Annotated in this window: 20 protein-coding genes, 2 rRNA genes, 1 pseudogene, 2 riboswitches and 1 other annotated feature; of the genes and pseudogenes, 3 read left to right on the top strand and 20 right to left on the bottom strand. The window is 41.4% G+C overall.

From position 1 onward, the window contains the following. Positions 1-68: 68 nt before the first annotated feature. The 14 genes from Q5O24_00215 to Q5O24_00150 all read right to left on the bottom strand — a co-directional run bounded on the left by Q5O24_00215 (position 69) and on the right by Q5O24_00150 (position 19,538). A 23S ribosomal RNA gene (locus Q5O24_00215) occupies positions 69-2,932 on the bottom strand. A 237-nt stretch (positions 2,933-3,169) separates the two neighbouring features. After that, positions 3,170-4,692, bottom strand: a 16S ribosomal RNA gene (locus tag Q5O24_00210). Together the 16S and 23S rRNA genes form the textbook arrangement of a ribosomal RNA operon. Before the next feature lie 561 nt (positions 4,693-5,253). Continuing rightward, entirely contained in the window at positions 5,254-5,823 is a 570-nt protein-coding gene (locus Q5O24_00205) for an ECF transporter S component (protein WKY47791.1), read from the bottom strand. Between the two features lie 78 nt (positions 5,824-5,901). Beyond that, positions 5,902-6,029, bottom strand: a riboswitch (FMN riboswitch). 54 nt (positions 6,030-6,083) lie between these two features. Continuing rightward, a complete protein-coding gene (locus Q5O24_00200) occupies positions 6,084-7,010 on the bottom strand; it encodes a magnesium transporter CorA family protein (protein ID WKY47790.1) in 927 nt (308 codons plus the stop codon). 453 nt (positions 7,011-7,463) lie between these two features. Beyond that, a riboswitch (M-box (ykoK) riboswitch) is annotated at positions 7,464-7,629 on the bottom strand. Positions 7,630-7,743: 114 nt separating this feature from the next. Further along, entirely contained in the window at positions 7,744-9,198 is a 1,455-nt protein-coding gene (locus Q5O24_00195; GenBank protein WKY47789.1) for a YDG domain-containing protein, read from the bottom strand. A gap of 291 nt (positions 9,199-9,489) precedes the next feature. Beyond that, a complete protein-coding gene (locus Q5O24_00190) occupies positions 9,490-11,361 on the bottom strand; it encodes a fructose-specific PTS transporter subunit EIIC (protein WKY47788.1) in 1,872 nt (623 codons plus the stop codon). Positions 11,362-11,376: 15 nt separating this feature from the next. Beyond that, positions 11,377-12,279, bottom strand: coding sequence for a 1-phosphofructokinase (pfkB, locus tag Q5O24_00185; GenBank protein WKY47787.1), 903 nt, complete (start codon positions 12,277-12,279; stop codon positions 11,377-11,379). After that, the gene (locus Q5O24_00180) at positions 12,257-13,027 is read right to left on the bottom strand and encodes a DeoR/GlpR family DNA-binding transcription regulator (GenBank protein WKY47786.1); all 771 of its coding nucleotides are present in this window, start codon (positions 13,025-13,027) and stop codon (positions 12,257-12,259) included. Before Q5O24_00180 ends, pfkB begins: the two co-directional genes overlap by 23 nt. Positions 13,028-13,329: 302 nt before the next feature. Then, a complete protein-coding gene (locus Q5O24_00175; GenBank protein WKY47785.1) occupies positions 13,330-13,977 on the bottom strand; it encodes a TetR/AcrR family transcriptional regulator in 648 nt (215 codons plus the stop codon). 102 nt (positions 13,978-14,079) lie between these two features. Next, entirely contained in the window at positions 14,080-14,517 is a 438-nt protein-coding gene (locus tag Q5O24_00170; protein WKY47784.1) for an ACT domain-containing protein, read from the bottom strand. Positions 14,518-14,526: 9 nt separating this feature from the next. Continuing rightward, on the bottom strand, positions 14,527-15,825 hold the full coding sequence (locus Q5O24_00165) for a phenylacetate--CoA ligase (GenBank protein ID WKY47783.1): 1,299 nt from the start codon (positions 15,823-15,825) through the stop codon (positions 14,527-14,529). A gap of 59 nt (positions 15,826-15,884) precedes the next feature. Continuing rightward, positions 15,885-16,084 (bottom strand) — a binding site (T-box leader). 39 nt (positions 16,085-16,123) lie between these two features. After that, positions 16,124-17,176 carry a nicotinate-nucleotide--dimethylbenzimidazole phosphoribosyltransferase gene (gene cobT / locus Q5O24_00160; protein WKY47782.1) on the bottom strand — a complete coding sequence of 351 codons (1,053 nt, stop codon included), beginning with the start codon at positions 17,174-17,176 and terminating at the stop codon, positions 16,124-16,126. A gap of 80 nt (positions 17,177-17,256) precedes the next feature. Continuing rightward, positions 17,257-18,741, bottom strand: a complete 1,485-nt coding sequence (locus Q5O24_00155; protein ID WKY47781.1) for a HAMP domain-containing sensor histidine kinase — start codon at positions 18,739-18,741, stop codon at positions 17,257-17,259. Positions 18,742-18,866: 125 nt separating this feature from the next. Next, positions 18,867-19,538, bottom strand: coding sequence for a response regulator transcription factor (locus tag Q5O24_00150; GenBank protein ID WKY47780.1), 672 nt, complete (start codon positions 19,536-19,538; stop codon positions 18,867-18,869). Between the two features lie 172 nt (positions 19,539-19,710). On the opposite strand from Q5O24_00150, the gene Q5O24_00145 reads away from it, so the two are divergent. Beyond that, positions 19,711-20,019 carry a hypothetical protein gene (locus tag Q5O24_00145; GenBank protein WKY47779.1) on the top strand — a complete coding sequence of 103 codons (309 nt, stop codon included), beginning with the start codon at positions 19,711-19,713 and terminating at the stop codon, positions 20,017-20,019. Positions 20,020-20,123: 104 nt separating this feature from the next. Here Q5O24_00145 and Q5O24_00140 read toward each other — a convergent pair. Beyond that, positions 20,124-21,261: pseudogene (locus Q5O24_00140) on the bottom strand (aldo/keto reductase). Positions 21,262-21,415: 154 nt separating this feature from the next. Between Q5O24_00140 and Q5O24_00135 the strand changes: the two are divergent. Both Q5O24_00135 and Q5O24_00130 read left to right on the top strand, forming a co-directional pair. Beyond that, positions 21,416-21,961 (top strand): hypothetical protein, encoded by a 546-nt coding sequence (locus tag Q5O24_00135; protein ID WKY47778.1) that lies wholly within the window; start codon positions 21,416-21,418, stop codon positions 21,959-21,961. Between the two features lie 225 nt (positions 21,962-22,186). Beyond that, complete coding sequence (locus Q5O24_00130; GenBank protein WKY47777.1) at positions 22,187-22,795, top strand: LysE family transporter; 609 nt, start codon at positions 22,187-22,189, stop codon at positions 22,793-22,795. Between the two features lie 70 nt (positions 22,796-22,865). On the opposite strand, the gene Q5O24_00125 is transcribed toward Q5O24_00130, so the two are convergent. The 5 genes from Q5O24_00125 to Q5O24_00105 form a co-directional block, all read right to left on the bottom strand. Continuing rightward, entirely contained in the window at positions 22,866-23,687 is an 822-nt protein-coding gene (locus Q5O24_00125) for a MetQ/NlpA family ABC transporter substrate-binding protein (protein WKY47776.1), read from the bottom strand. Positions 23,688-23,841: 154 nt separating this feature from the next. Continuing rightward, positions 23,842-24,540: a UPF0489 family protein gene (locus tag Q5O24_00120; protein ID WKY47775.1), complete on the bottom strand. Its 699-nt coding sequence runs from the start codon at positions 24,538-24,540 to the stop codon at positions 23,842-23,844. Next, the gene (locus tag Q5O24_00115) at positions 24,537-25,133 is read right to left on the bottom strand and encodes a TatD family nuclease-associated radical SAM protein (GenBank protein ID WKY47774.1); all 597 of its coding nucleotides are present in this window, start codon (positions 25,131-25,133) and stop codon (positions 24,537-24,539) included. Before Q5O24_00115 ends, Q5O24_00120 begins: the two co-directional genes overlap by 4 nt. Before the next feature lie 122 nt (positions 25,134-25,255). Beyond that, entirely contained in the window at positions 25,256-25,456 is a 201-nt protein-coding gene (locus tag Q5O24_00110; protein WKY47773.1) for a hypothetical protein, read from the bottom strand. Between the two features lie 102 nt (positions 25,457-25,558). Continuing rightward, positions 25,559-25,918 (bottom strand): arsenate reductase family protein, encoded by a 360-nt coding sequence (locus Q5O24_00105; protein ID WKY47772.1) that lies wholly within the window; start codon positions 25,916-25,918, stop codon positions 25,559-25,561. Between the last annotated feature and the right edge of the window lie 20 nt (positions 25,919-25,938).

Here is a 25,938-nt window from a genome sequence, read left to right as displayed (position 1 = left end):
AAATTAGCTTATTTATTTTTCTTTCCAGTGACATGGTCACTCGAAACAGCACAGTGTATAAATTCTTTTGGATCAAGACCTCGGCTGATTAGTACTGGTCCGCTCCATATGTTGCCATACTTCCACTTCCAGCCTATCGACCTGGTCGTCTACCAGGAGCCTTAACCTTGCGGTGAGATATCTTATCTTGAGGGGGGCTTCGTGCTTAGATGCCTTCAGCACTTATCCCTTCCAAACTTAGCTACCCAGCTATGCCCCTGGCGGGACAACTGGTGCACCAGTGGTTTGTCCATTCCGGTCCTCTCGTACTAGGAACAGCTCCTCTCAAATATCTAACGCCCACGACGGATAGGGACCGAACTGTCTCACGACGTTCTGAACCCAGCTCGCGTGCCTCTTTAATGGGCGAACAGCCCAACCCTTGGGACCTGCTTCAGCCCCAGGATGAGACGAGCCGACATCGAGGTGCCAAACCTCCCCGTCGATGTGGACTCTTGGGGGAGATAAGCCTGTTATCCCCGAGGTAGCTTTTATCCGTTGAGCGATGGCCCTTCCACTCGGTACCACCGGATCACTAAGCCCGACTTTCGTCCCTGCTCGAGATGTCTCTCTCGCAGTCAATCACCCTTTTGCCTTTGCACTCTAACAGATGGTTTCCAACCATCCTGAGGGTAACTTTGGGCGCCTCCGATACATTTTTGGAGGCGACCGCCCCAGTCAAACTGCCCATCTGACACGGTCCAATGTCCGGATTACGGACACTTGTTAGAATTCCAATAGTACAAGGGTGGTATCCCAACAGCGGCTCCTTCGAGACTGGCGTCCCAAACTCAATGCCTCCCACCTATCCTGTACGTCTACTACCAGAATCCAATGCCAGATTGCAGTAAAGCTCTACGGGGTCTTTCCGTCCTGTCGCGGGTAACTCGCATCTTCACGAGTACTACAATTTCACCGGGTGTGTTGTCGAGACAGCGCTCAAATCGTTACGCCTTTCGTGCGGGTCAGAACTTACCTGACAAGGAATTTCGCTACCTTAGGACCGTTATAGTTACGGCCGCCGTTTACTGGGGCTTAAATTCGCACCTTCGCGTTACCGCTAAGCACTCCTCTTAACCTTCCAGCACCGGGCAGGCGTCAGCCCCTATACGTCATCTTTCGATTTAGCAGAGACCTGTGTTTTTGCTAAACAGTCGCTTGAGCCTCTTCTCTGCGGCCCCCCTAAAGGGGCACTCCTTCTCCCGAAGTTACGGAGTCATTTTGCCGAGTTCCTTAACAACACTTCTCCCGCTCATCTTAGGATTCTCTCCTCGCCTACCTGTGTCGGTTTACGGTACGGGCACCTTCTCTCTCAATAGAAGCTTTTCTCGACAGCGTGAAATCAGCGACTTCCCTACTTGTTTTTCGTTCCCCATCACGCCTCAGCCTTATAACAAAGGGGATTTGCCTCCTCTGTAAGCCTCGACGCTTGGCCCGGCTCTTCCAATCGCCGGGTTCGCTTATCCTTCTGTGTCACTCCATCTCTCAAACAATTAAAGGTGGTACAGGAATTTCAACCTGTTGTCCATCGCCTACGCTAACCAGCCTCGGCTTAGGCCCCGACTTACCCTGAGCGGACGAGCCTTCCTCAGGAAACCTTGGGCTTTCGATGGTGAAGATTCTCACTTCACTTTCGCTACTCATGCCAACATTCTCTCTTGTCTGAAGTCCACCTATCCTTACGAATAAGCTTCGCCCCGCAGACATTGCTCCCCTACCACTATGGTAGTACCATAATCCATCGCTTCGGTGCCAGATTTTAGCCCCGTTTATTTTCGGCGCACAACCACTCGACCAGTGAGCTATTACGCACTCTTTAAATGTATGGCTGCTTCTAAGCCAACATCCTGGTTGTTTATGCAGTTGCACATCCTTTCCCACTTAATCTGGACTTCGGGACCTTAGCGGATGGTCTGGGCTGTTTCCCTTTCGACTATGAAACTTATCTCCCATAGTCTGACTGCCGTATATAAGTGTATGGCATTCGGAGTTTGATATGGTTCAGTAAGCTCTACGCCCCCTAGCCAATTCAGTGCTCTACCTCCATCACTCTCTCTACAACGCTAGCCCTAAAGCTATTTCGGGGAGAACCAGCTATCTCCGTGTTCGATTGGAATTTCACCCCTATCCACAACTCATCCAAGCCTTTTTCAACAGACACTGGTTCGGACCTCCACTTGGTTTTACCCAAGCTTCATCCTGGTCATGGATAGATCACACGGTTTCGGGTCTACGGCATACAACTAGTCGCCCTGTTAAGACTCGGTTTCCCTGCGGCTCCGTGCCTGAAGCACTTAACCTTGCTGCATACCGTAACTCGTTGGCCCGTTCTACAAAAAGCACACCGTCACTTGCGCTCCGGCTGCTTGTAGGCACAGGGTTTCAGTTTCTATTTCACTCCCCTTCCGGGGTTCTTTTCACCTTTCCCTCACGGTACTGTTCGCTATCGGTCACTCAGTAGTATTTAGCCTTGGGGGGTGGGCCCCCCATATTCCCACAGGGTTTCACGTGTCCCGTGGTACTCGTCGATTACCCACTCCTATTCCTTTCGCCTACGGGGATCTCACCCTCTTCGTCCGGCCTTCCCAGGCCGTTCGGCTAAAAATAGAAATTTGTTGTAATCCGGGCTCTTCCTCTTTCGCTCGCCGCTACTCAAGGAATCGATGTTTCTTTCTTTTCCTCCGGGTAATGAGATGTTTCAGTTCCCCGGGTTCCCTCCATGAACCTATGTATTCAGTCCATGGTGACTGACCTTCTGTCAGCCGGGTTTCCCCATTCGGATATCTGCGCTTCAACGGTTATGTGCACCTTCACGCAGCTTTTCGCAGCTTGTCGCGTCCTTCATCGGCTCTGAGTGCCAAGGCATCCGCCCTGTGCCCTTCATTTCTTGATCCTTAACTACTGACAGTAGAACTTCGTCAATAGTCTTGTAGTCCCTAAAGACTACGATCCTTTAAACTTACGTTTTTCATGTTGTTACATCTGAAATTGTATGTTTTCTTTATACACTATGCTGTTTTCAATGACCATGCGCTTAAAAAATGCACCCGAAGATGCTTTCTTTAAACTTTTTTGTATAACCATAGGTCATACAAAAGAAAATAGTACCATGACTCCCTGTTTTCCTTAGAAAGGAGGTGATCCAGCCGCACCTTCCGATACGGCTACCTTGTTACGACTTCACCCCAATTACTGACCCCACCTTCGGCAGCTGGTTCCTTGCGGTTACCTCACTGACTTCGGGTGTTGCCAACTCTCGTGGTGTGACGGGCGGTGTGTACAAGACCCGGGAACGCATTCACCGCGGCATTCTGATCCGCGATTACTAGCAACTCCAACTTCATGCAGGCGAGTTGCAGCCTGCAATCCGAACTGAGATCTGTTTTAAGGGATTAGCTTCACCTCGCGGCTTCGCAGCCCTCTGTTCAGACCATTGTAGCACGTGTGTAGCCCAGGTCATAAGGGGCATGATGATTTGACGTCGTCCCCACCTTCCTCCGTGTTATCCACGGCAGTCTGCTTAGAGTGCCCAACTTAATGATGGCAACTAACCACAGGGGTTGCGCTCGTTGCGGGACTTAACCCAACATCTCACGACACGAGCTGACGACAACCATGCACCACCTGTCTCTCTGTCCCCGAAGGGAAAGTCCTATCTCTAGGATTGTCAGAGGATGTCAAGACCTGGTAAGGTTCTTCGCGTTGCTTCGAATTAAACCACATGCTCCGCTGCTTGTGCGGGTCCCCGTCAATTCCTTTGAGTTTCAACCTTGCGGTCGTACTCCCCAGGCGGAGTGCTTATTGTGTTAACTGCGGCACTGAGTTCCCCCAACACCTAGCACTCATCGTTTACGGCGTGGACTACCAGGGTATCTAATCCTGTTTGCTCCCCACGCTTTCGCACCTCAGCGTCAGTATTTGTCCAGCAAGCCGCCTTCGCCACTGGTGTTCCTCCTAATCTCTACGCATTTCACCGCTACACTAGGAATTCCACTTGCCTCTCCAATACTCAAGTTCTCCAGTTTCAAATGCATTTCCCCGGTTGAGCCGGGACCTTTCACATCTGACTTAAAAAACCGCCTGCGTGCCCTTTACGCCCAGTAAATCCGGACAACGCTTGTCCCCTACGTATTACCGCGGCTGCTGGCACGTAGTTAGCCGGGACTTTCTCCTTGGGTACCGTCTTTGTTCTTCCCCAATAACAGAACTTTACGATCCGAAGACCTTCTTCATTCACGCGGTATTGCTGCGTCAGGGTTTCCCCCATTGCGCAATATTCCCCACTGCTGCCTCCCGTAGGAGTCTGGACCGTGTCTCAGTTCCAGTGTGACCGTTCGCCCTCTCAGACCGGTTACCCATCGTCGTCTTGGTGAGCCGTTACCTCACCAACTAACTAATGGGACGCGGGTCCATCCTATGGCACCGGAGTTTTGATGCAAAAGCCATGCGACTTCTGCATATTATAAGGCATTACACCCAGTTTCCCGAGGCTATTCCTTTCCATAGGGCAGGTTACCCACGCGTTACTCACCCGTTCGCCACTTTCCGATTAATCTCTCACCCGAAGGCTCAATCATAATCTTCTCGTTCGACTTGCATGTGTTAAGCATACCGCCAGCGTTCGTCCTGAGCCAGGATCAAACTCTCTATAAAAAGTTTGTAAAGCCTTTCGGCTTAAGCTCATTTTTAACGTGATTTCACGTGTTGACATTTTTTAAAGAGTGCCGCTCTTATTGTTGTTGACCTAAGTCAACTGATTTACAGGTTTTATGGTACTATTCTCTTTTCTATGACCCTGCGTAAACGTTTAAGTTTCCGCCGCCTCTCTTAAGAAGCTTTTCTATTATATCGTCTTTACTTTATACTGTCAAGCACTTTTTAATTTTTCTTTTTCACAAGTTTCTTAATCCGTGCTGCTGTCTCACGAGACAACTTCATTAGTATACGCTCTTTACCTTCCACTGTCAAGACTTTTTTGAAATTATTTTAACTTTTTTATAATCTTTCTTTATCGCTTAGCTCCTAAAATATTTTCTAATATATAAAGTGCCCTTTCTAGCTTAAACTTCGCTATTTAAACTATAATCATTTCTTATTTGACCGCACGAATAATTATTTCATCCTAATAATAATCGTGCTATTTAAAAAGCCATCCAGAAATTTCGATTCGCACCAAAATTACCGGATGGCTTCTATTCTTTAATTAGGTTTTAATTATTCGGCTTTAGCCACATTAGCCTCGCTAATTTCCAGTCCCAGTACCTTACTGACTGATTTATAAACTACGAAAGTGATGGCACCGTTGACGCCAGCTTTAATCAGATTAAAAGGAACAATAATCGGAAGAATCATCGGAATCACAGCTTCTCTAGGCATCCCCAAAAATATCGGCGTAAAGACAAGATTCCAAATTACCATCATTATAGTCATTGTAACTACACCTGCAATCAGACCAAATATCGCACCTTTTCGGCTGCGGTTTTTCTGATAAATTAGTCCAGCCACCAGAACAAAACTGCCTGTTGCAAAGAAATGCATAACAATTCCAATGACCCCACTGGCTGAACTCACTGTCAAGCCCTGGATAATCGCTGCTACAGCCGCCAGAATCAAACCGCCGACGGGGCCAAACATAAAAGCACCAATAAAGATGGGAATGTCAGCCGGGTCATACTCGAGATAAGGAGCTGCCGGAAAAATCGGGAAATGAATCAGATAAACCAAGAGAATGGACATGGCAGCAAGAACCGCCATCTGTGTTAAGTGCTTTGTTTTGATTTTCATCAAAATCCTCCTTTGATGTCTGTTTCGAAAAATAAAAAAAGCTCCTGAAAATTATTCAGGAGCTTATACGCTAATTAAACGTCATTTCTTCCATCCGGACTATACCGTCGGTTCTGGATTCTAACCAGATCGGCCTATTGGCTCGTGGACTTATTGCAACTGCACTTCACCACCGGTGAGGACTCACACCTCCCCTGAAACAGACTTGTATTTTTTTGTTTATTATACACCTTTTATATTTAAACTGTCAATAGTTTAAATTAAAACATCTTCTTTTTATAAAGCATAATTCCTGATGCAACTGTAATCACCATCATAATTACGACAACCGAAAAAAAGTTTGGTAATGGCAGGCCCTCCACATTCATCCCATAGATACTGGCAATCAGGGTCGGTACAGATAATAAAATCGTTAACGAAGTCAATATTTTCATAACGATGTTCAAATTGTTGGAGATAATTGATCCGTATGCCTCCATGGTTCCCGCCAAGATACTGGCATAAATATTTGACATTTCCAAAGCCTGCTGTACTTCGATTAAAACATCTTCCAAAAGGTCCAAATCATCTTCATACAATTTTATAATTCGACCTCTTTGGAGTTTCTCAAGTACCGACTGATTAGCTTTTAGTGAGGTGGAGAAAAATACCAAACTTTTTTCCAAATCTAAAAGCTGAAATAATTCCTCATTACGCATGGAAATATGAAGTTCTCGCTCCATATCAGTGCTCATTCTGTTTATATGTCTTAGATAAACCAGGAACCGACTGGCAACCCGGTAAAGTATTTGAAAAACAAATCGTGTTTTCAAATTGGTAAAAACATTTTTCACGCGCCCTTTAGCAAAATCGTCAAGCACTGTATCTGCCTGCAGACAAACCGTAATAATATTATCTTCGGTCTGAATAATCCCAACCGGAATTGTAGAATAAAGTACTTTTTGTGTATCTCTCTGAACAATCGGGACGTCAATAGTGATTAGTGCATGACCGTCTTCATCTGCTTCAACTCGCGAGATTTCTTCTTCATCCAGCGCAGCTCTTAGAAAATCAGGGTCAATATTTAATTCATGAATAATATATTGTAATTCTTCATTTGTCGGATTAACCATATTAATCCAGGTGTTTTTTTCAAGATTATCAATCTCTGTTATTTTTCCATCTATAGTTTTATAGAATTTGATCATTACGTTCCTCCTTTTATGAGCAACCAACAATCAATGAGATATTCTGGTTGCTTTTCTCTGTATTCAATTGGTTACCGCACTTCTCTCCAGGATCTGCGTCCATCTACCTCACTCCTTTTTCCTCAATTTTTTTATCTCCAGCGGGCACTTCAACAAACTTCGTCATCTTTATATCTACAGAAATAAACAATGAAGGCCGGCACTCGTCTCCGTTCCACTTCGACACGTCGTGGGCTATATGTCTATGTCTTAGCAAATGTGAAAATCAAAGCCCGACACTCGGTTCCGCTTTGCTCCACCTCATCGCGGGCTACGCCCGATGAAGTTTAGAGCCAGAAAACTGATCTGTAAGCGAGTTTCCAGCCAGTTTTCTGGATCTAAACTTCGCCCGGCTTTATTTTTCGCGCAAAAATACCCCCATACATGATGGAGGTTTTTACGCATCAAAAATAACGATTCCTCCATTCGTTGAGTTTCGGCACTATACAGTATAGGGACAAACGCCCAGCTACATTAAGTAAAACCTTACTTCGATAATACCTGTTGACCCATTGGCATCTTTCGATGTTTCCGGGCAGCAGCCATCTCTGTATAGGAGCCTCACCTAACAAAAGAAACGATTAAAATTCCTTCTATTCTATTGATAACTATATCTTTATTCCAAATAAATGTCAATGCCTTTACATTTATTTTACATCTCAGTGCAATAAAAGAAGGTGATTAAACAACCACCTTATTCAAAGTTATTGATTCGATTTCTAATAAAAAAGATTCCAGCTACAACAACAATTAGCAGCAGCAAAAACCCACTAAATGCTTCGGTCGGTGTGATTTCTTCCGTCCAGTCGCCCACTTCCCCGCCACTGCCAGAATAATAATCATTACCATCTATTGTCTCAACAACCTCCTGGCCTTCCAGGATTTCAAATTTATCAGCACCATTCTGAAAATAAATAATATAATTTCCATTATTTAAGTCACCTTGATAAATATCATATTTCCCGGGTAGTTCACCTTTTTCCCTGACTAAGGAACCATAAAGCTCATCATCGCCAAAAAGCCCGTCGATTAAAGAATCTCTTGTAGTTACCCGCCAGATACTATATGTGAGCAAGGGATCATCATCACCTTGATATTTATAACGGTAGGTAGGTTCAACGACAATCTCGACCGGCGTTATCTCATACATAATATGTGAACAAATCACTTCACGACTGGCACAATAATTAGATCCCAGGGTTTCACCCAAACCTTCAATTGTATAACCGCCCTGTGCAAATATCCGATATTCGCCAACATCTTTTATTTTAGCGCCTTCTTCACCATACCAGGGGGCAAATCCGGCATCAGTTGTGATGGCTATTTCCTCTCCCATTACTAAATCCTCAGTTTCAAGCGAAAAACCATAGGATAATAAGTCTGATGTACCGTCATAGGACTTATCTGATCCTGTCAGGTATATTCCTACAGGACGCTTAGTAATTTCTGCAGCGATTAAGCAGTCAGTATTTTTGATTTTTTCGTCATCACTCAAGTTTTCATTGAGCGCTTTCAAATCTTCATCTGAAATTGTACTGATCGTATAATTATATCCCTGGTCTCCAGATATCTTCATTCCCGTGAGGATTAGAAAATTATCTGACACAACATTCTTATTATAAAAGCGTGTGCTGTCAAACTCAAAAGTGACCTGGTCTTCATCTTCTGGAAGTACCATCTCGTGTTTCAGAGCAGGGATTTCTTCCTGTTCCTGACTGCTGCTGCCATCATAAATTTTTTTAATTGTTTCTTCAGTCTTAAAGCCGTTATAAGAAAGAGGCATCGGATTTAGATCAATCCGTTTTGTTTCTGTTACACTTTCATAAATATCATCTCCTGCATAGGAGACAGTTACATTATATTTTCCGGCATTCGTTGGCGCTTCATCAGTTTCTTTATAAATCACCCCATCTAAGCGTCTTCCCTGATATGTAATCGTCATTTTCTCAGGGTCCAGTTCTGTTTCATCCGGTTGGCCGCTAATACTCGCCAGATTCTGAGCCATTCCATTATAATATAGATCAGTATTAAAATTAATAACCGGCTTTAACTGTTCTGTTTCTGCATACACTCTTCCGGGTATAAGGGCAACTAATATGAATACCCACATTAAGATAAAATTCGATATTCTTATTTGTCCTCTTAACATAAAATCCCTCATTACTGCCCTTGATAACACATCTTATCCACACTGGGATTCAGGCATTATTAATCATAAACTGTCTTTCAATATTCATCTCACAGACAACATTATAATCATAAATCTTGGGTACTTCAACCGAACAGAGGCAAAGTTCGTTTAAGTTTCGTTTTATAGCGGCTTTATTTACAAGTTTGTCGCGATAAGTATATAAATTTACATGACTTGGATATAAATTTACAAAAAGGCTCGAGTGAATAAATATCCACTCGAGCCTTTCCAAGTTTTTCTGCCAGGCAGCTATTGAATTTTAGGTTTCTTAAGGATTGCCAGCATGATCATCGTCACCACTGAGCCTGCCACCAATGATAAAATATACCAAATCGGATTTCCCACTACCGGAAAAACAAAGATACCGCCATGGGGAGCCATCAGTGTGCATCCAAAGAACATCGATAATCCACCTGCCAGGGCTGAACCAACTACGCACGAAGGGATGACACGCAGTGGGTCTTCAGAGGCAAATGGAATCGCTCCTTCAGTGATAAATGAAAGGCCCATAATATAGTTAGCCAAACCGGCTTCTCTTTCTTTTTTTGTGAACCTCGTTTTAAAAAATGTAGTCGCTAAGGCTATTCCCAGAGGTGGTACCATCCCACCAACCATCACTGCTGCCATAATGTTATATTGTCCAGAAGCCAATGATGCCGTTCCAAATACATAAGCCGCCTTATTAACCGGTCCACCCATATCGACAGCCATCATCCCACCTAACACCAGACCCAGAACTACCTTACTTGACTCACCCATACCGTTTAACATATCAGTCATCCAGGTATTGATTGCAGCCACTGGCGGATTGATCACAAATACAATCGCTACCCCAATTAAAAGAATTCCGAAAAAGGGATAAAGTAAAATTGGTTTAATCCCTTCCAGACTGGCAGGCAGTTTTGAGAAAACTTTTTTAAGACCCAGAACCAGATAACCGGCCGCAAAACCGGCAATCAGCGCTCCCAAAAACCCCGAGCCACCTGAATTTGCCAGCATTCCCCCGACAAAGCCAACGGCCAGCGCCGGGCGATCCCCAATACTCATGGCAATAAACCCTGCCAGCACCGGCAACATAAAGGCAAAGGCTGTTCCGCCCACATTCATTAAGAAGGCGGCTAGGGGTGTATTGCTGCCAAAATTCGATGGATCAATTGTGTAGTCGTCAAAAAGAAAAGCCAGAGCAATTAGAATCCCTCCCCCAATAACAAAGGGTAGCATGTGGGAAACACCATTCATCAGATCTTTATAGATTTTTCGTCCAACACTTTCTTTTTCCTCGGACAAAACTGTTTCTGCACCTGCCTCACTCTGATAAACCGGAACATTTTTGCTAAGCGCCAGTTCAAGAAGTTCTTTGGGTTTATGAATCCCATCGGCAACTTTTCTGATAATGACAGGCTTCCCACTAAACCGATTGAGCTCGACATTTTTATCTGCGGTTACAATAATACAGTCAGCATTTTTTATATCCTCAGCCGTCAGCTGATTCTTCACCCCACCCGAACCATCTGTTTCCACTTTAATCGAAATACCCATTTCCTTAGCCATGTTTTCCAGGCTTTCCGCTGCCATATAGGTATGGGCAATCCCAGTGGGACAGGCAGTTACTGCCAGCAGCTGATAACCTTCCTTTTCCTCTTTTTTAGCCTCATCAGCAAACTTTTCTTTTTCTTTCTGATCAACTAATTTCAAAAATTCTTTTACATCCGATGCATCAATCAACTTTTGCCTAAAATTCGGATCCATGAGTATTGTTGATAAGCGGCTTAAGACCTCAAGGTGTAAATTATCAGCAGCTTCGGGCGCGGCAATCATAAAGATCAGATAAGCCGGTTCGCCGTCGAGGGATTCAAAATCCGTTCCGGCTCTTATAACCATTGCAGAAAGCCCTGGTGCGTTAACAACCCCTGTTCGACCATGGGGGATGGCTACTCCTTCTCCGATTCCGGTTGTCCCTTCCTTTTCCCGTTCTAGTACAGCTTGAGCAAAAGCATTTTTATCATCAATCACACCGGTTTTATCCATCAGAACGACCATTTTTTCAATAATTTCGTTTTTTGATCCCGGCTGTCCGGTTAAATCGATACCTTCTGGTTTTAACAAATCTGTGATTTTCATATTTCCTCCTAATCACTACATTAACTCAAGTAGGTTTTTAACTTCCTCTTTTGTTGCCAGCTTATCTGAAAATGCTGAGGCAGATCCTGTCGCAATTCCCATTTCCAGGGCTTCCTGATAGTGATGATGCGTCTCAAATCCGGCTATAAAACCGGCCACCATGGAATCTCCGGCCCCGACTGAATTGACCAGTTTACCGACAGGTGCCTTTTTTTCGTAAACGTTTCCAGATTCGTCAAAAAGCAGTGCCCCTTGACCAGCCAGAGAAACAAGTACATTTTCCGCCCCCATCTGACTGAGTTTTCTGGCATAAATAATCATTTCTTCTTTCGAATTAATTTTTACCGTAAACATGTCTTCCAGTTCCTGTTTATTGGGTTTGATCAAAAATGGCTTATACTTCAGGACGTTTTTTAAAAGATCACCTGTTGCATCAACAATGATGCGGATTTTTTTCGCTTCCAGAGTCTTCATAATCCGCTCGTATGTATTTTCCGGTAAAGATGAAGGAATTGATCCTGCTAAGACCAAAGTATCACCTTCATTTAACTTCTTTAATTTATTAAAAAGTTGGGCCTGCTCGCCCTCTGAAATATCAGGTCCCTGGCCATTAATTTCGCTTTCTTTTTGGGCTTTAATTTTGACATTGATCCGTGAGATCCCTGAACTGATTCTGATAAAATCAGTTTCACAGCCAAAAACCTGCAGTCGTTTCTCAATTTCATTTCCAGTAAAACCACCAATAAAACCAAGGGCCACGTTTCTGATTCCCAGATTATTTAAAACCATCGAGACATTAATCCCTTTACCACCAGCAAATATTTCATCCCCGGTGCTCCTGTTCACTTCCCCTTCCTTAAAAGACTCCAGTCTTACATTATAATCAAGGGAAGGGTTAAAAGTCACTGTGTAAATCACCTTTTTCCACCTCCAATATTTTCGTTGCTTTTTCGTATCCCTCAAAAGAAAGTTTTGTTGTAATAATGGTTGCCTCTGACAATTCAGCAAAAGTAACTGGTGTTGTCACATTAAACTTTGAAGGATCTGCCAAGATGAAGGACTTCTTACAACGCAGTAAAGCTTCCTTTTTAACTTGAGCTTCGTTTGGATCCGGTGTACTGAAGCCAGCCTCATAGTCAATCCCATTGGTCCCAAAAAAACCCTTGGAAAAATGATATTTCTTTAGTCCATTGACCGCTTCTATACCCACAACTGCATTCGTTAATGGTTTAATCTCACCTCCGATAATTATGACTCTTAGTCCTTTTTTGATTAATTTTGCTGCGATATCCATCCCGTTTGTCACAAAAACCGCCTGAGCTGCTTCAATGAATTCGATCATCGCTTCAGTTGATGTTCCGGCATCAATATAGATAAAGTCCTTATTGTCAATCTGACTAGCTGCCATTAGTCCAATCTGCCTTTTTTCTTCTGGAAAACGATTACTCCTAAGTCTCACTTCATCATCCTGAACTAAATAAGCACCACCGATAGCTGTGGCTCCGCCATGAATCTTTTTAAGTTTGCCTTCCTTATCCAGGCTTGTCAGATCACGACGAATGGTCGACTCCGAAATATTTAACTCCCGGGACAATTCACTGACCGTTATTGTCTTCTTTTCATTAAGTCTTTGAAGAATTTTTGTGTATCGTTGTTGACTCAGCATTTAATCACCTCTTTATCCTCATAATAGCACCAAGTTCACTCATAGTCAATCAAATTTAGTCATTATATTCTAACTCCAATCATATATTGCTATATTTTGCTCATATTTGACTGTTTTCGTTGTTTGCATTGATTAATTCTAATTTATTACGATCGTTTGCCTATCTCTTAAAAATATTGACCTGATAAATTTCCTGGCTACCGTATGAAAGCTCTATCTCTTCTAAAAATAAATTAACAAGCCTGATATAAAAAACACCCTCCAAGTAGAAAAATATCTGCTTGAAGGGTGTTGATGATTTTTTAAACCAGAAATTTGATATGTTCCGGATGATTTTTATTGGAAAATTCCATCGCCTGCTGAATAGTATTCTCGATCATCTCTCCATCCAGATTCATTAGTCTGAAAAGATTTCTGATCAGAAAGTAAATCATCGCACGACCGGTAAATTTCACATCTTTTTCATAGTAATTGATAAAGAGTTCTTTTCTGGCACCATACTCAGAACGGGCAATTACTTCCAGATCTGCTTCGATGTAATTCTTGTTGAGAAAATCAAGACAGGAGCGATTTAAAGTATTCATAATATTTGTTCGACCCTGTGGATTTACATTCTTAACCAACACTTCATAATAAAGCGTCTTATTATGCTCATCATTTAAAATAATCTCATAATACATGACCAGTGCATAACAGTACTTGGTATATAAATTTAAATTTTCTTCCATTGTGGAAACATAGTCATACAAGGCAAGAAAAAACACATTATAAATGTCTTTAATCATGTCATCTTTCTTTTTATAATAATAAGTAATGGTCCCCAGTTTTACATTCGCATGATCAGCGATGTCCTGAATTCCGGTCTTATTATATCCATACTCATAAAATAAGCTTCTTGCCGAGGTAATAATATTTTGTTTTGTCTGTGTTCCCTTTTTTGACTTAGCCATAACTTCCCTTTTTCTAAATTTATTAATCTAAAATGATTCTTATCATTAATCGTACCGAAAGTTACCCGGCTTGTCAACTATTTGTTGCAAAATTAACAGAATTTATTTAACCAGTAAAGTATCCCGATCCAATAAATGAATATCTTCTACTTTTTCTAAGACCTCAATTGCCTTTTCACGCACCTCATCATCGATGCGGATAATAATGATAGCATTTTCTGTCTTTTTAGGAAGAAACGAGTAGGCGTATATAATATTAATATTTTCTTTAGTTAAGGTATCGACCAGATGGCTAAGTCCACCCGGATCGTCGGATACTTCTACAGCTAATACTGGTGTTGTTTTGCATATAAAGTTGTTCTTTTTAAGAACTTCAATCCCTTTATCCGTATCCTGCAGAATCAAACGAACCACGCCATAATCCATGGTTTCGGCAATATTTAATGAGCGAATATTAATCTGATGTTCAGCCAGAATTTTTAACAGATTATTTAACCGACCCTGATGGTTTTCCAGAAAAATTGATACTTGACGAATCATAGTCTCCTCCTAAATATTTCTTAAATCAACCACACGCTGACTTTTTCCTTCACTTCTAGGCAGCGTTTTGGGTTCAACCAGCGAGATTTTAGCACTGATTCCAATAATTGAAGAGATCCGTTCGCGGATTTTTCGTTCCAGTTCTTCAAGACCACTGATACGATCAGAGAACAACTCTTCACTAAGCTCCACTTTGATTTCCAAAGTATCCAAAGAACCGTCACGACGAACCACCAGCTGATAATGGGGTTCAACTTCTCCGATTTCCAGTAATACGCTTTCAATCTGTGTCGGGAAGACGTTCACACCTCGGATAATTAACATATCATCAGTTCGACCCTGGAGGCGACAGATTCGCAGATGAGTTCGACCGCATTCACAGGGTTCAGCAATAATTTTCGTTATGTCTCTGGTTCGATATCGAAGAATTGGAATTCCTTCTTTGGTAATTGTGGTAATAACCAGCTCGCCCTGCTCCCCGTAAGGTAAAACTTCCAGGGTATTGGGGTCAATAATTTCCGGAATAAAATGATCTTCCCAAACGTGGAGTCCGTTCTGAACTTCACATTCAATGGCTACTCCCGGTCCCATTATTTCAGATAAGCCATAAATATCATAGGCTTTTATTTTTAATTTTTTCTCGATCTCTTTTCTGATATTTTCAGACCAGGGCTCTGCACCAAAAATTCCTGCTTCAAGATTCAGCGTTTCCGGATCAATTCCACTTTCTTTTAAGGATTCAGCCAGATAAATAGCATAGGATGGTGTACAGGTTAAAATTGTCGATCCGAAATCCTTCATTAGCATCATCTGCTTCTGGGTATTTCCGCCAGAAATTGGGATAATTGAAGCACCCAAACATTCTGCCCCGTAATGAACCCCTAAACCACCAGTAAACAGACCGTAGCCATAGGCGTTTTGAATCACTGAATGTTCATTTCCACCAGTGGCGACCAGACATCGGGCCATCATATCTGCCCAATTTGAAATATCTTTTCTGGTGTATCCAACTACTGTGGGTTTACCGGTTGTTCCTGATGATGCATGAATTCTGACAATTTTTTCCAGGGGAACGGCAAATAACCCATAAGGATAATTATCCCGTAAATCTACTTTCGTCGTAAAGGGGAGCTTTTTTAAATCATCCAGACTCTTTACATCAGCCGGTTGAATTCCCATTTCCTGAAAGCGGTCCCGATAAAAGGGAACCTCATGATATATCCGATTCACCATCATCTGAAGTCGCTCCAGCTGCACTTCCTTTAGCCGCTCTCTAGGCATTGTTTCACAACTTTTGTTCCAATACATTTTAATCCTCCTCAAGCTCATGATAAATTGACCTTTAAAAAAAGACCCATCCTTTTTGATTAAAGGACGAGTCTTACTCGCTATACCACCTAATTTGTTTTATACGCCAATGATAACGGATTGGTTTTTCCGGATTTACCTACTGTCTTCAGTAATCAACTCCTGAGTGAACTTCGCGTCAGTCTGACTATTGGTTCCCAGCACCTCCAACTCTCTGAAAGTCAAAATAAACACTACTTTTCTCATTCAACGTTTTTAATTTTTATTATAGACGGTATCAAAGCAACTTGCAAGCCCTTTATACAACGCCCAAGCCCACATCTCCATAAGTTGCCATTTCTTTGTTCATTGATAAGGCCGCATCAACAATATTAAAAGCAAGGGCTGCACCACTACCTTCACCCAAACGCATTCCCATATTTAAAAACGGTTTAGCGCCAATAAATTCAGACCCAAAAGCCGCACCCTTTTCAGCTGAAGCATGAGAGCAGATCAGATAATCTTTTACTTCCGGTTTTAAGGTAATCGCAATGGCAGCCGCTGCAGTTGAAATAAAACCATCCACAACAACTGGTACTTTTTTAGCGGCACCAGCCAGCATGACTCCAGCCATGGCACCTATTTCCAGACCACCAACCTTGGAAAGAACATCAACCGCATCAGATTTATCCGGTTTATTTAGAGCAATGGCATCTCTGATGACCTGAGCTTTAACCAGCATTTTTTCTTCTGAAAGATTGGCACCAGCCCCGGTTAGTTCGCCAGCATCCACACCACTTAATGCTGAAAAAATAGCGGCGCTTGGCGTCGTATTACAGATCCCAACTTCACCGGTTCCCAGAATCTGATAGCCGTTTCCGATGGCCCGATTAGCCATATCAATTCCTGCTTCCAGGGAAGCAATGGCTTCATCACGAGTCATAGCTGCTTCCACTCGCATATTGGCTGTTCCTTTACGGATTTTTTTATCAAGAATTCCGCCCTTAGGGTCAACATCCCCAAGCATTCCAACATCGCAGACAAAAACATCTGCACCGGCCTGTTTAGAAAGAGCTGCCACACCACTTTTTCCTGCTACACACATATTCGCCATCAAAGCTGTTACTTCCTGGGGAGCTGCTGCCACACCTTCGACAAAAACACCATGATCACCAGCAAAAACCAGAACTGCTTTTTTAGACAGGTCTGGGTGCATTTCACCAGTAATACCAGCTACTGAAACTGCAATATCTTCAAGAACACCTAAAGAGCCCACTGGTTTTAATAGAAAATCTACCCGTTCTCTGGTCTTTTCCATCATTTCCTGGTCAACCGGCGCAATAGCCGCTAGTGTCTTTTCCAATAACTCCATTTTTCTACCTCTTATTTCGTTTTTTTATTATTATAACATACTAAGTAAGCATTATTCATTGGAATTTTTTGCAAAAATTACTAGACAAGCGGAATTTCAACCTGGAACAAAACTCCTTCACCTTCATTCCTGGCACTCACAGTTCCACCATGGCAGGTCACAATTCCTTTAACAATGGCCAGGCCCAGGCCGGTTCCTTTTTTCCCTGATTGAGCCGTATAAAAGTATTCAAAAATATCCTGAATTTCTTCCTCCGGAATTGGTTTGCCATCGTTATAAACACTTAAATGCCATTTCTGGTCAATGATTTGACTTTCAATTCTAATTCTGCCATTTGGGGGTTCCAAATGTTTAATCGCATTACCGACAATATTTTTAAAAACCTGTTCCATTCGATTATAATCCAGGTCTGCCGTTCCTGTCGCTGTATTTTTCAGTTCAAATTTAATGTCTGATTCAGCAATCCTAAACGGCTTAATGCTGTTGTTTAAAAATGTATCTATATTCGTTTCCACTTTTTTAATCTGATAAACGCCCGCTTCCATTTGTGACAGATCCAGAAGATCACTGGCAATCCCGCTAATTTTATCCGTTTCCTTCTGAATCAGCTGGAAGTACTCTATCTCTTCTTCATGATTCTGAGGGATCTCATCCTCCAGAGCTTCAGCATAGCTTTTAATGATTGCCAGCGGGGTTTGAATTTCATGAGAAACATAAGCTGTAAAACGCTTGCGCATCTTATCCATCGTCCGTTCTTTATTCAGTTCCACACGCAGATGTTCAATTGAGGATTCCAGCTCATCTGAGATATGATTGAGGGTCTCACCCAATTGTCCAACCTCATCTTTTCTTTTTCCCGTATACTTGTTGTCAAATTGAAGATCTCCCATGGATTTAGCGATATTTTTAAGCTCAATAATTGGTTTTGATATCCCCCGGGCAAAAAAGAAAGAAAATATGAGCAGCAGCACAAAAACGATCAGAAAAAAGAATAGCAAAAAATCTGAAACCACATCTATCACTTCATGAATCGAATACAGTGGGATACGCCCGGTTACCTGAATACCGTCTCTTGTCGTTTCCATATATGTCAACCATTCCACTTGTTGATTTTCAGTTTCCAGAATCGTAATAAAGCTTTCGCCTGATTCATATTCTGATACTTGTTCTTCAAAGGTCTGATGAATATGCAAGCCGTTGTCATAGCCTGGAGAGGTCGTTGTTCCAGTTCCTGTTCCGTCACCACTTCCTGGTCCGGTTCCATCACCTGCTCCAGAACCGCTTCCTGAACCGCTGGAGCTTTCTTCTGCCTCACCGTCATGATTGCCATTTCCCGATTGATTGCCATGGGTTTGCGCCTGAAGCATTTCAATTCCTGAAAAAATATCTTCTGATGCATCAGCAACCAGAATGGACTCAGGTGATTGGAGATAAGAATCGGTTGTTTGCTGAATCATCTCCACTACCATGCCCTCTTCATCGTAGGTCTTAATTAAACTTTCCAGTTCATCGGTAACGCCATTCTCATTATACATGGTAACAATCGTATGAACCTTCGTTTCCATGTCATCTACCCTTCTTTGAGTATAATAGACTTGAAAGTAACTGATTAGGATATAATAGCTAAGCCCCATCAAAACCATAAAAAATAGGACCAGGTAAGACATCATTCGCGAAAAGATCGATTTTCTCATGGAACAAATTTATATCCAACCCCGCGAATGGTCTGAATATAGTCTCCCTCCTCCTGAAGTTTTTTGCGCAACCGCTTGATTGTTGTATCCACAACCCGGATTTCTCCATCAAAATCATAACCCCATATTCTTTCCAGGATCTGTTCGCGGGAAAGGGCCAGTTTCTGGTTATTAATCAGATATAATAATACCTCGTATTCCTTCTGGGTAAGACTTGCATCTTCTCCCTGAATGAGAACCCGGTGCTCCTTAGGCAGGATTTCCAGTCTTTCAAATTCAATTTTATCATCAATACTTAGCCGTCCGCTTCTTTTAAGCAGGGCTTTAATTCTTACCAATAGTTCTCTGGTACTAAAAGGCTTGGTGATGTAATCATCAGCACCACCTTCAAAGCCAGTAATCTTATCGTCCTCTTCACGTCTGGCGGTTAACATAATAACCGGGACCTGATCCGTTTCTCGGATATTTTTCAATACTTCAAAGCCATCCATTTTTGGCATCATCACATCCAAGATCAGACAATCCGGCTGGAATTCTGCCCACTTATCCAGGGCATCCTCACCGTCGACAGCCCCCATCCCTTCATATCCTTCTTTATCCAAATATCTTAAAATAATATCTCTGAGCTTTTTTTCATCCTCAGCCACAAGTATTCTAATCCCATTCATTTTTTTCTCCTTACTTCACTCAAAACATAAAGCTTTTTGAAAGCCAGTCTTCTATATACTATTATAGCCATTTTAATGTCAAACTCATGTCATTTTTTATTTTTTTTGTGTCACAATACTGACACATAGGTCACCTATAATCATCTCATCAAATCAATTACGGAGGAAACGTATGAAAAAGAAACTAATTTTAGCAACATCTTTAGTATTAATGCTGGCTACCGCAGGAACCACAATGGCCGCTGGATATGGCAGTGGTTCTGGGAGTGGCGCTGGCCGACACGGCAACGGTTCTGGCATCCAACAGGAACTGCATCTACAGGATGGCAGTGGATTACAGGATGGTACTGGCAATCAGTATGGCGGTGGAAATGGCTTAGGTGACGGCTCTGGCAATGGCTTATGTGACGGCACCGGAAGCGGTTTAGGTAATGGACTGGGCGACGGCACCGGCGTATGTGATGGCAGCTGTCTGGAATAATATCAATTCATTCATTTAAACTCTCCCTAAAGAAAAACCCGATTCAGCTTTCTGAATCGGGTTTTTCTTAGCATCAGGGTCCTACTTCACCAAATATGGTTCAACTAAAAACGCGGACCATTGAGTTTTTCAGTAAAATCAGCCAGTGCTTCGGAAATTTTAATCTGCTGCGGGCAGACTTCTGCGCAGTGTTTACAGCCAACACAAGCAACAGGTTTTTTGTCATCCGGCATCGCCATAATCGCAAAAGGTGCAATAAAGCCGCCACCGGTAAAGAAATGTTCATTATAAAGAGACAATAAATTTAGACTATTCAGTTCCTTAGGACAATGACTTAAACAATAGCCACAGGCCGTACATGGAAGAGCAATTTTCTTAACCATCTCATCTGCAATCGATACTAGCACTTCTTCTTTTTCAGATAATGTTTTTTCCGCTTTAAAAGTCTCAATGTTATCTTTTAACTGGTCAAAACTGGAGGCACCTGTCAGGATCATTTTGACTTCGGGTATTCCCAAAAGAAAACGGAAAGCCCAGGCTGGAATGCCTTCTTCTGGACCAAGTGCTTTCAATTTAGCTTCATCTTCCGATTTAAGCGATTCCAACTGACCGCCCCGGAAGGGTTCCATGACCCAAATGGGCAGGTCATACTGTATCAGCAATTCAATCTTGGCTTTTGCCTTTTGGAAAGACCAGTCAATATAATTTAATTGAATCTAAGCAAATTCCATATGTTCACCATAAGCTTTGAGGAAACGCTCAATCACTTCATAACCGCCATATTCAGAGAAACCCAAATGGCGAATGCGGCCGGTTTCTTTTTGTTTTAAAAGATAATCTAAAATTTTATACTCAGGATTAAGATAAGCATCAATATTTAATTCACAGACATATGAAATAAATAAAAATCAAAATACTCAACCTGACATTTTTTCAGCTGTTCTTCAAAAATTGCTTCAACTTTACCCATATTGGATAAATCATAGCCGGAAATTTATCTGCCAGATAAAGAGATTCCCGAGGATATTCACTAAGAACTTTTCCCATCACATTTTCTGATTGACCAAAATGATAGGCATATGCTGTATCATAATAATTAACCCCATTTTCCATTGCATAGGCAACCATTTTAGCGGTTTGGTCGATATCAATATTGGCATCATTTTCATCCAGTTTTGGAAGCCGCATGGTACCCATGCCTAATGCAGAGATTTTCAAATCCTGATAATTTTTGTAAATCATTTGTATTCCTTTAGTTTACTTCATTTTTAAACCTTTAACGCTATCGTATGAAACGATCACATTAATTTTTCAATAATAGCATACACTCTAGAGTTGACTCCAAGGTGTAAAATTAAAATCAGAAAATTAATAAAAATTTACAGCTACGCATTCATTGATTAAGGAGAAATTTTTAGAATATCGAAAACTGCCTCATGGTGAAGAAAAAATAAGCATTATCGGAATGGGAATGGGATCAATTCACGAAAGTTCAGTTCAGGAAATCGAAGAGACCGTAAGACTTGCCATTGAAAAAGGCATAAATTTCTTTGATGTGGTCTCATCTACAGAAAAACCTTACAAAGCCATCGGACGGGCCTTTTCGAGACAACGTGAAAAAATATATACCCAAATGCATCCGGGTGCCACTGAAGCCGAAAAAGATTATTCTATTATTGGCGAATTCACGCCTCAAACATCCCTGGGTAACTGCGTTTACTGCAATCACTGCCAGCCCTGTCCTCAGGATATCAACGTGGGTCTAATCAACAAGTATTACGATCTTGCCAAAGCCGGTGATGCTATAGCTGCTAACCATTATGAAAAACTCGGTCGTAAAGCCAGTGATTGTATTCAATGCGGTCACTGTGAAAACCGTTGTCCTTTTAAAGGAAAGCAGAATGGCAGAAATTGCAGACTATTTTGGCAAATAAGCTCTTAATAGACTAAGTTAAGGCAAACAGGTCATCTCCTATTTGAAATATAAACAGGAGATGACCTGTTTTTGACTAATACTTTATGCGAACTGGACAGATTTCCCATTCTCTTATAAACTAAAACCATCAATAATAGCATCAGCAAAAGCTAATGATTAGAATTTAAAATGTGACCCTTCTGATATTAGCTTTAAATGAATTGGTTGTTTATTAAAATAGAAAAATGGTGAATGATTTTGGAATTTCTGATAAAAGGCATATTAATTGGTCTAATCTTTGGCATCCCTCTGGGAACAATTGGGGCTTTGGTGACACAAAGAATATTGAATCATGGGAAAAGAGCGGGTATTATTACTGGCTTGGGGTCTTCTTTAGCAGATATTTTCTATGCCATAATTGGAGCCTTTGGCCTGGCTTATCTTTCAAACTTTCTACTTGAATTTCAAGGCTTCATTAATCTGATAGGTGGCTTGCTTTTAATTGTGATGGGGCTCTTATTATTTCTTAAAAAAGAGGACGATATAAAGGATTCAACTTCTTTAAATCCACTAAAATTATTACTTCCCGCCTTTTTGATAGAAATAACCAACCCTGTTATGATGCTTGTTTTTATTTTTGCCTTTTCGCTGTTTAAAATTACTGGACCTCTCAGTTTACTGGAAGGATCGTTTCTGGCAACAGGAATTTTTATCGGGACTTTTCTCTGGTGGCTGATTTTAGCAATAACCATTGAGAAAATAAGCCGAAATACAATCTATCATAATAAAAATAAAGTATTTATGGTTTTCTATTTCCTGGCAGGCGCTTTTATTGTGATTAGAAGTTTATGGTCATTATAGAATTAATGCTTCCTCAAAAAATTAAAAAGGCCAGGAAATCCTGGCCTTATCATTTTTTAACTAACAGTGTTTAGAAAATCGGAACAACCGCGCCTTCATAATTTTCATTAATAAAGTCTTTTACTTCATCGCTGGTTAAAGCATTCATTAACGCGACGGTTTTATCGCTGTTTTCTTCACCTTCGCGAACGGCCACAATGTTAGCAAAAGTCTGAGCTGCCAAAGAATCTTTTTCTTCTTTAGCCAGAGCATCGGTATCAGCATTTAGTCCAGCTTCAATTGCATAGTTACCATTAATGACTGCCATGTCGACATCCTGTAAAGATCTGGCTAACTGAGCCGCTTCAAGCTCGGTAAAGCTCAAGTTCTTCGGATTTTCAACAATATCTTTTGGGGTTGCTTCAAGACCTGCCGCTTCATCCAGCTTGATATAACCAAGAGTTTCCAAAAGCAGTAATGCTCTGGCCTCATTAGTGGTATCATTAGGAATTGCAATTGATGCGCCATCAGCCAGATCATCTAAAGATGTGGTTTTACCCGGATATAAACCCAGTGGTTCATAATGGATGGCCCCGGCACTGACTATGCTGGTTCCATTCTTTTCATTAAAATCTTCAAGATAAGGCAGATGTTGGAAATAATTAGCATCCAGTTCCCCATTTTCCAATGTTAAATTAGGCTGAACATAATCGGTAAATTCCTGAATTTCCAGACTATAACCTTCTTCTGCCAGAACACCTTTAGCCACTTCCAGAATTTCCGCATGGGGGGTTGGGCTGGCACCGACAACAATCGTGGTATCTGACGCGTCGCTTTCATCTGTGCCTGTTGCACAGCCAGCAAATACAAGCAAACTTGCCACTGCTAATAAAACTACTAACCATTTTTTCATTTTTTCTCTCCTTTTTCTTTTACTCCTAATTATCGTGTAATTCCTATCGGAATAATATGTAATATAACAGGCTTTTTACTTTCTGTCAATCCCAAATTATAAAATAAAGCTTTAAAAATATTTATCCAAAATCTGCTATGATTAAACCCTAATATTATAAATTCTCTTCAATCAGACTAATGACCATTTCCTGACAGTCATCAATGGAAAAATCATCCTTTTTTAAATAATCAAAATATTTTGTAGACCTGGCAATAGTAATCAGTCTGGCTTTTTTAAGAAGACTTTTAAAAATTTTAAAAGTCTTCTGTTCGGGACATAACTCTCCCCAGAAATAATCCAGATCAATGTCGAGAATCAGGTCTTCTATTCCCTCTTCTTTAAAATTGATACAATTAAACATCTGATCATCAAGGCTTCCAAAAAAATCCTTGGGTACCAGATAATGATGGCCAGTCGAATAATTATGGGCTTCCATACAATTAATCATGTGATAATCGTTTACAATTCCAAGTTCCAAGGCAGTGTTGATCTGTTCATCATTACGCATCCTGTCCATGACCGCTTCCAGACTATGACGTTCACTGATATCCATCCCTTTCAAAATTTGCTGTTGAAATTTTTTCGTAAGACCTTCTTCCTGCTCCGGATTAATGGCCATGGCTTTCTGGTAGGCAGTCAGCCAGAAAGGCGGGTTGGTATCGGGATGAAAATCAATGCTGACCAGCACTGTAGACTTTTTATTTTTTCGATACCAGTCCGACCAGACCAAAAAGGCATACTGATGGTCTTCCACTACATTTACAACTTTACCGGAGAAGACAAAAGTCTCAGGATTTAAGTTTCTGTTCATGATTCGATATAATGACGAACCCGCAGTTCTACCCCAATGGAATCCGCAATATTTTGACAGATTTCAATCTCTTCCGGTGGCAGAATATCAACAATTGATAAAACGACTTCGGTATAAGCAGAAGCTTTTTGGGAAAAATCTAATAGTTCTTCATAGGCATCTTCAAACATCGGTTGACAGATTTCATTATATTTTTCGTGGCTAACCGCATTAAGGCTGACCGAAACCTTATCGATAACCCCTTTTAAGTAAGGCGTAATGTCTTCCCCATTGATTCGGTTTCCATGTCCGTTGGTATTGATGCGAATAGGAATATCAGCTATTTTCTTAACTGCTTTAGCAACTTCAACAATCTCAAAAAAGCGGTACATCGGCTCACCAAATCCGCAAAATACCAGCTCCTTATAGTCGCTTAAATCTCTCTTTTTTATATCTTCAATAATTTCAGAAACGCTTGGTTCACGATCAAGCCACAAATTATCGGTCCCATTCACCGTTGAATTTTCATTTCTGACACAAAACTGGCAATCATTACTGCAGCGGTTTGTGATATTTACATATAAGCCATGTCCCAATTCATAGGTAATTGTCATTATTTCTCTCCATTTTTAATACTTTAGTTCACAAACAAAAAACACACCATTAAATTCGTCGCCGCTCAGAATTTAATGGCACGATTTAATCATGTGTTTTTCCCTTTTGAAAAGTGAAAAATTTAAAAAACTGGGCCTTTTAAAACCAGATCACAGCCTTCGCAGGTCCAGTCGAGACCCACGCCAGTCATTTTCCCGCCACATTGGGGGCAAATACCGGTACCGCTTTTAGGATAGGTATAATCAGTTAATTCCATTTCCACCATTTCAACAGGATCTGATTCCGGTTGTTTTCTGAATTTTTCAATACTTTTTCTAGCCATGCCATCATCTCCTTTTATTTGCTAAGTTCATTATAGACCAATTGGATTCCTTCTACAATTTGTTTAAACAGTAAAAAATTACCGTTTTGTGACATTTATTTCCTATTGTATCAATGCCTTTTCCCAATCAGCCTCTTTAAATCCAATTAGAATTCCCTGTTCCGTTAATAAAATAGGCCGTTTCACCAGCATCCCATTCTGTGAAAGCACTTCTGCCATTTCCTCAGGGCTCATTGCTTTAACCTTATCTTTTAGGCCTAATTCACGATAAACCATCCCACTGGTATTAAAAAACTTTTTCGGTTCTCCCTGATACTTTTCCATCCAGGAAAGCAGTTCCTCCTTTGATGGATTATCTTCAACGATATGTCGTTCTAAAAATTCAATATCATGAGCAGTCAGAAATTTTTTAGCCTTCTGACAGGTTGTACATTTAGGATAACATATAAACTGTGGATTCATTATCTTTCCTTTCCTGATGG

The organism is Eubacteriaceae bacterium ES3 (assembly GCA_030586155.1).
Classification (GTDB): Bacteria; Bacillota; Clostridia; order Eubacteriales; family Eubacteriaceae; genus Acetobacterium.
Note: the sequence above shows the minus strand (reverse complement) of the source record. Positions and strands in the feature narration are given on the sequence as shown.

Coding starts and splice junctions, on each gene's coding strand:
- Q5O24_00195 (WKY47789.1), bottom strand. CDS start 9,198: ATGTTAAGAGGACAAATAAGAATATCGAATTTTATCTTAATGTGGGTA.
- Q5O24_00110 (WKY47773.1), bottom strand. CDS start 25,456: ATGGCTAGAAAAAGTATTGAAAAATTCAGAAAACAACCGGAATCAGAT.
- Q5O24_00165 (WKY47783.1), bottom strand. CDS start 15,825: ATGTATTGGAACAAAAGTTGTGAAACAATGCCTAGAGAGCGGCTAAAG.
- Q5O24_00145 (WKY47779.1), top strand. CDS start 19,711: ATGAAAAAGAAACTAATTTTAGCAACATCTTTAGTATTAATGCTGGCT.
- Q5O24_00120 (WKY47775.1), bottom strand. CDS start 24,540: ATGAACAGAAACTTAAATCCTGAGACTTTTGTCTTCTCCGGTAAAGTT.
- Q5O24_00115 (WKY47774.1), bottom strand. CDS start 25,133: ATGACAATTACCTATGAATTGGGACATGGCTTATATGTAAATATCACA.
- Q5O24_00170 (WKY47784.1), bottom strand. CDS start 14,517: ATGATTCGTCAAGTATCAATTTTTCTGGAAAACCATCAGGGTCGGTTA.
- Q5O24_00130 (WKY47777.1), top strand. CDS start 22,187: ATGATTTTGGAATTTCTGATAAAAGGCATATTAATTGGTCTAATCTTT.
- Q5O24_00150 (WKY47780.1), bottom strand. CDS start 19,538: ATGAATGGGATTAGAATACTTGTGGCTGAGGATGAAAAAAAGCTCAGA.
- Q5O24_00105 (WKY47772.1), bottom strand. CDS start 25,918: ATGAATCCACAGTTTATATGTTATCCTAAATGTACAACCTGTCAGAAG.
- Q5O24_00180 (WKY47786.1), bottom strand. CDS start 13,027: ATGCTGAGTCAACAACGATACACAAAAATTCTTCAAAGACTTAATGAA.
- Q5O24_00155 (WKY47781.1), bottom strand. CDS start 18,741: ATGGAAACGAAGGTTCATACGATTGTTACCATGTATAATGAGAATGGC.
- Q5O24_00175 (WKY47785.1), bottom strand. CDS start 13,977: ATGGCTAAGTCAAAAAAGGGAACACAGACAAAACAAAATATTATTACC.
- Q5O24_00200 (WKY47790.1), bottom strand. CDS start 7,010: ATGATCAAATTCTATAAAACTATAGATGGAAAAATAACAGAGATTGAT.
- cobT (WKY47782.1), bottom strand. CDS start 17,176: ATGGAGTTATTGGAAAAGACACTAGCGGCTATTGCGCCGGTTGACCAG.
- Q5O24_00190 (WKY47788.1), bottom strand. CDS start 11,361: ATGAAAATCACAGATTTGTTAAAACCAGAAGGTATCGATTTAACCGGA.
- Q5O24_00205 (WKY47791.1), bottom strand. CDS start 5,823: ATGAAAATCAAAACAAAGCACTTAACACAGATGGCGGTTCTTGCTGCC.
- Q5O24_00125 (WKY47776.1), bottom strand. CDS start 23,687: ATGAAAAAATGGTTAGTAGTTTTATTAGCAGTGGCAAGTTTGCTTGTA.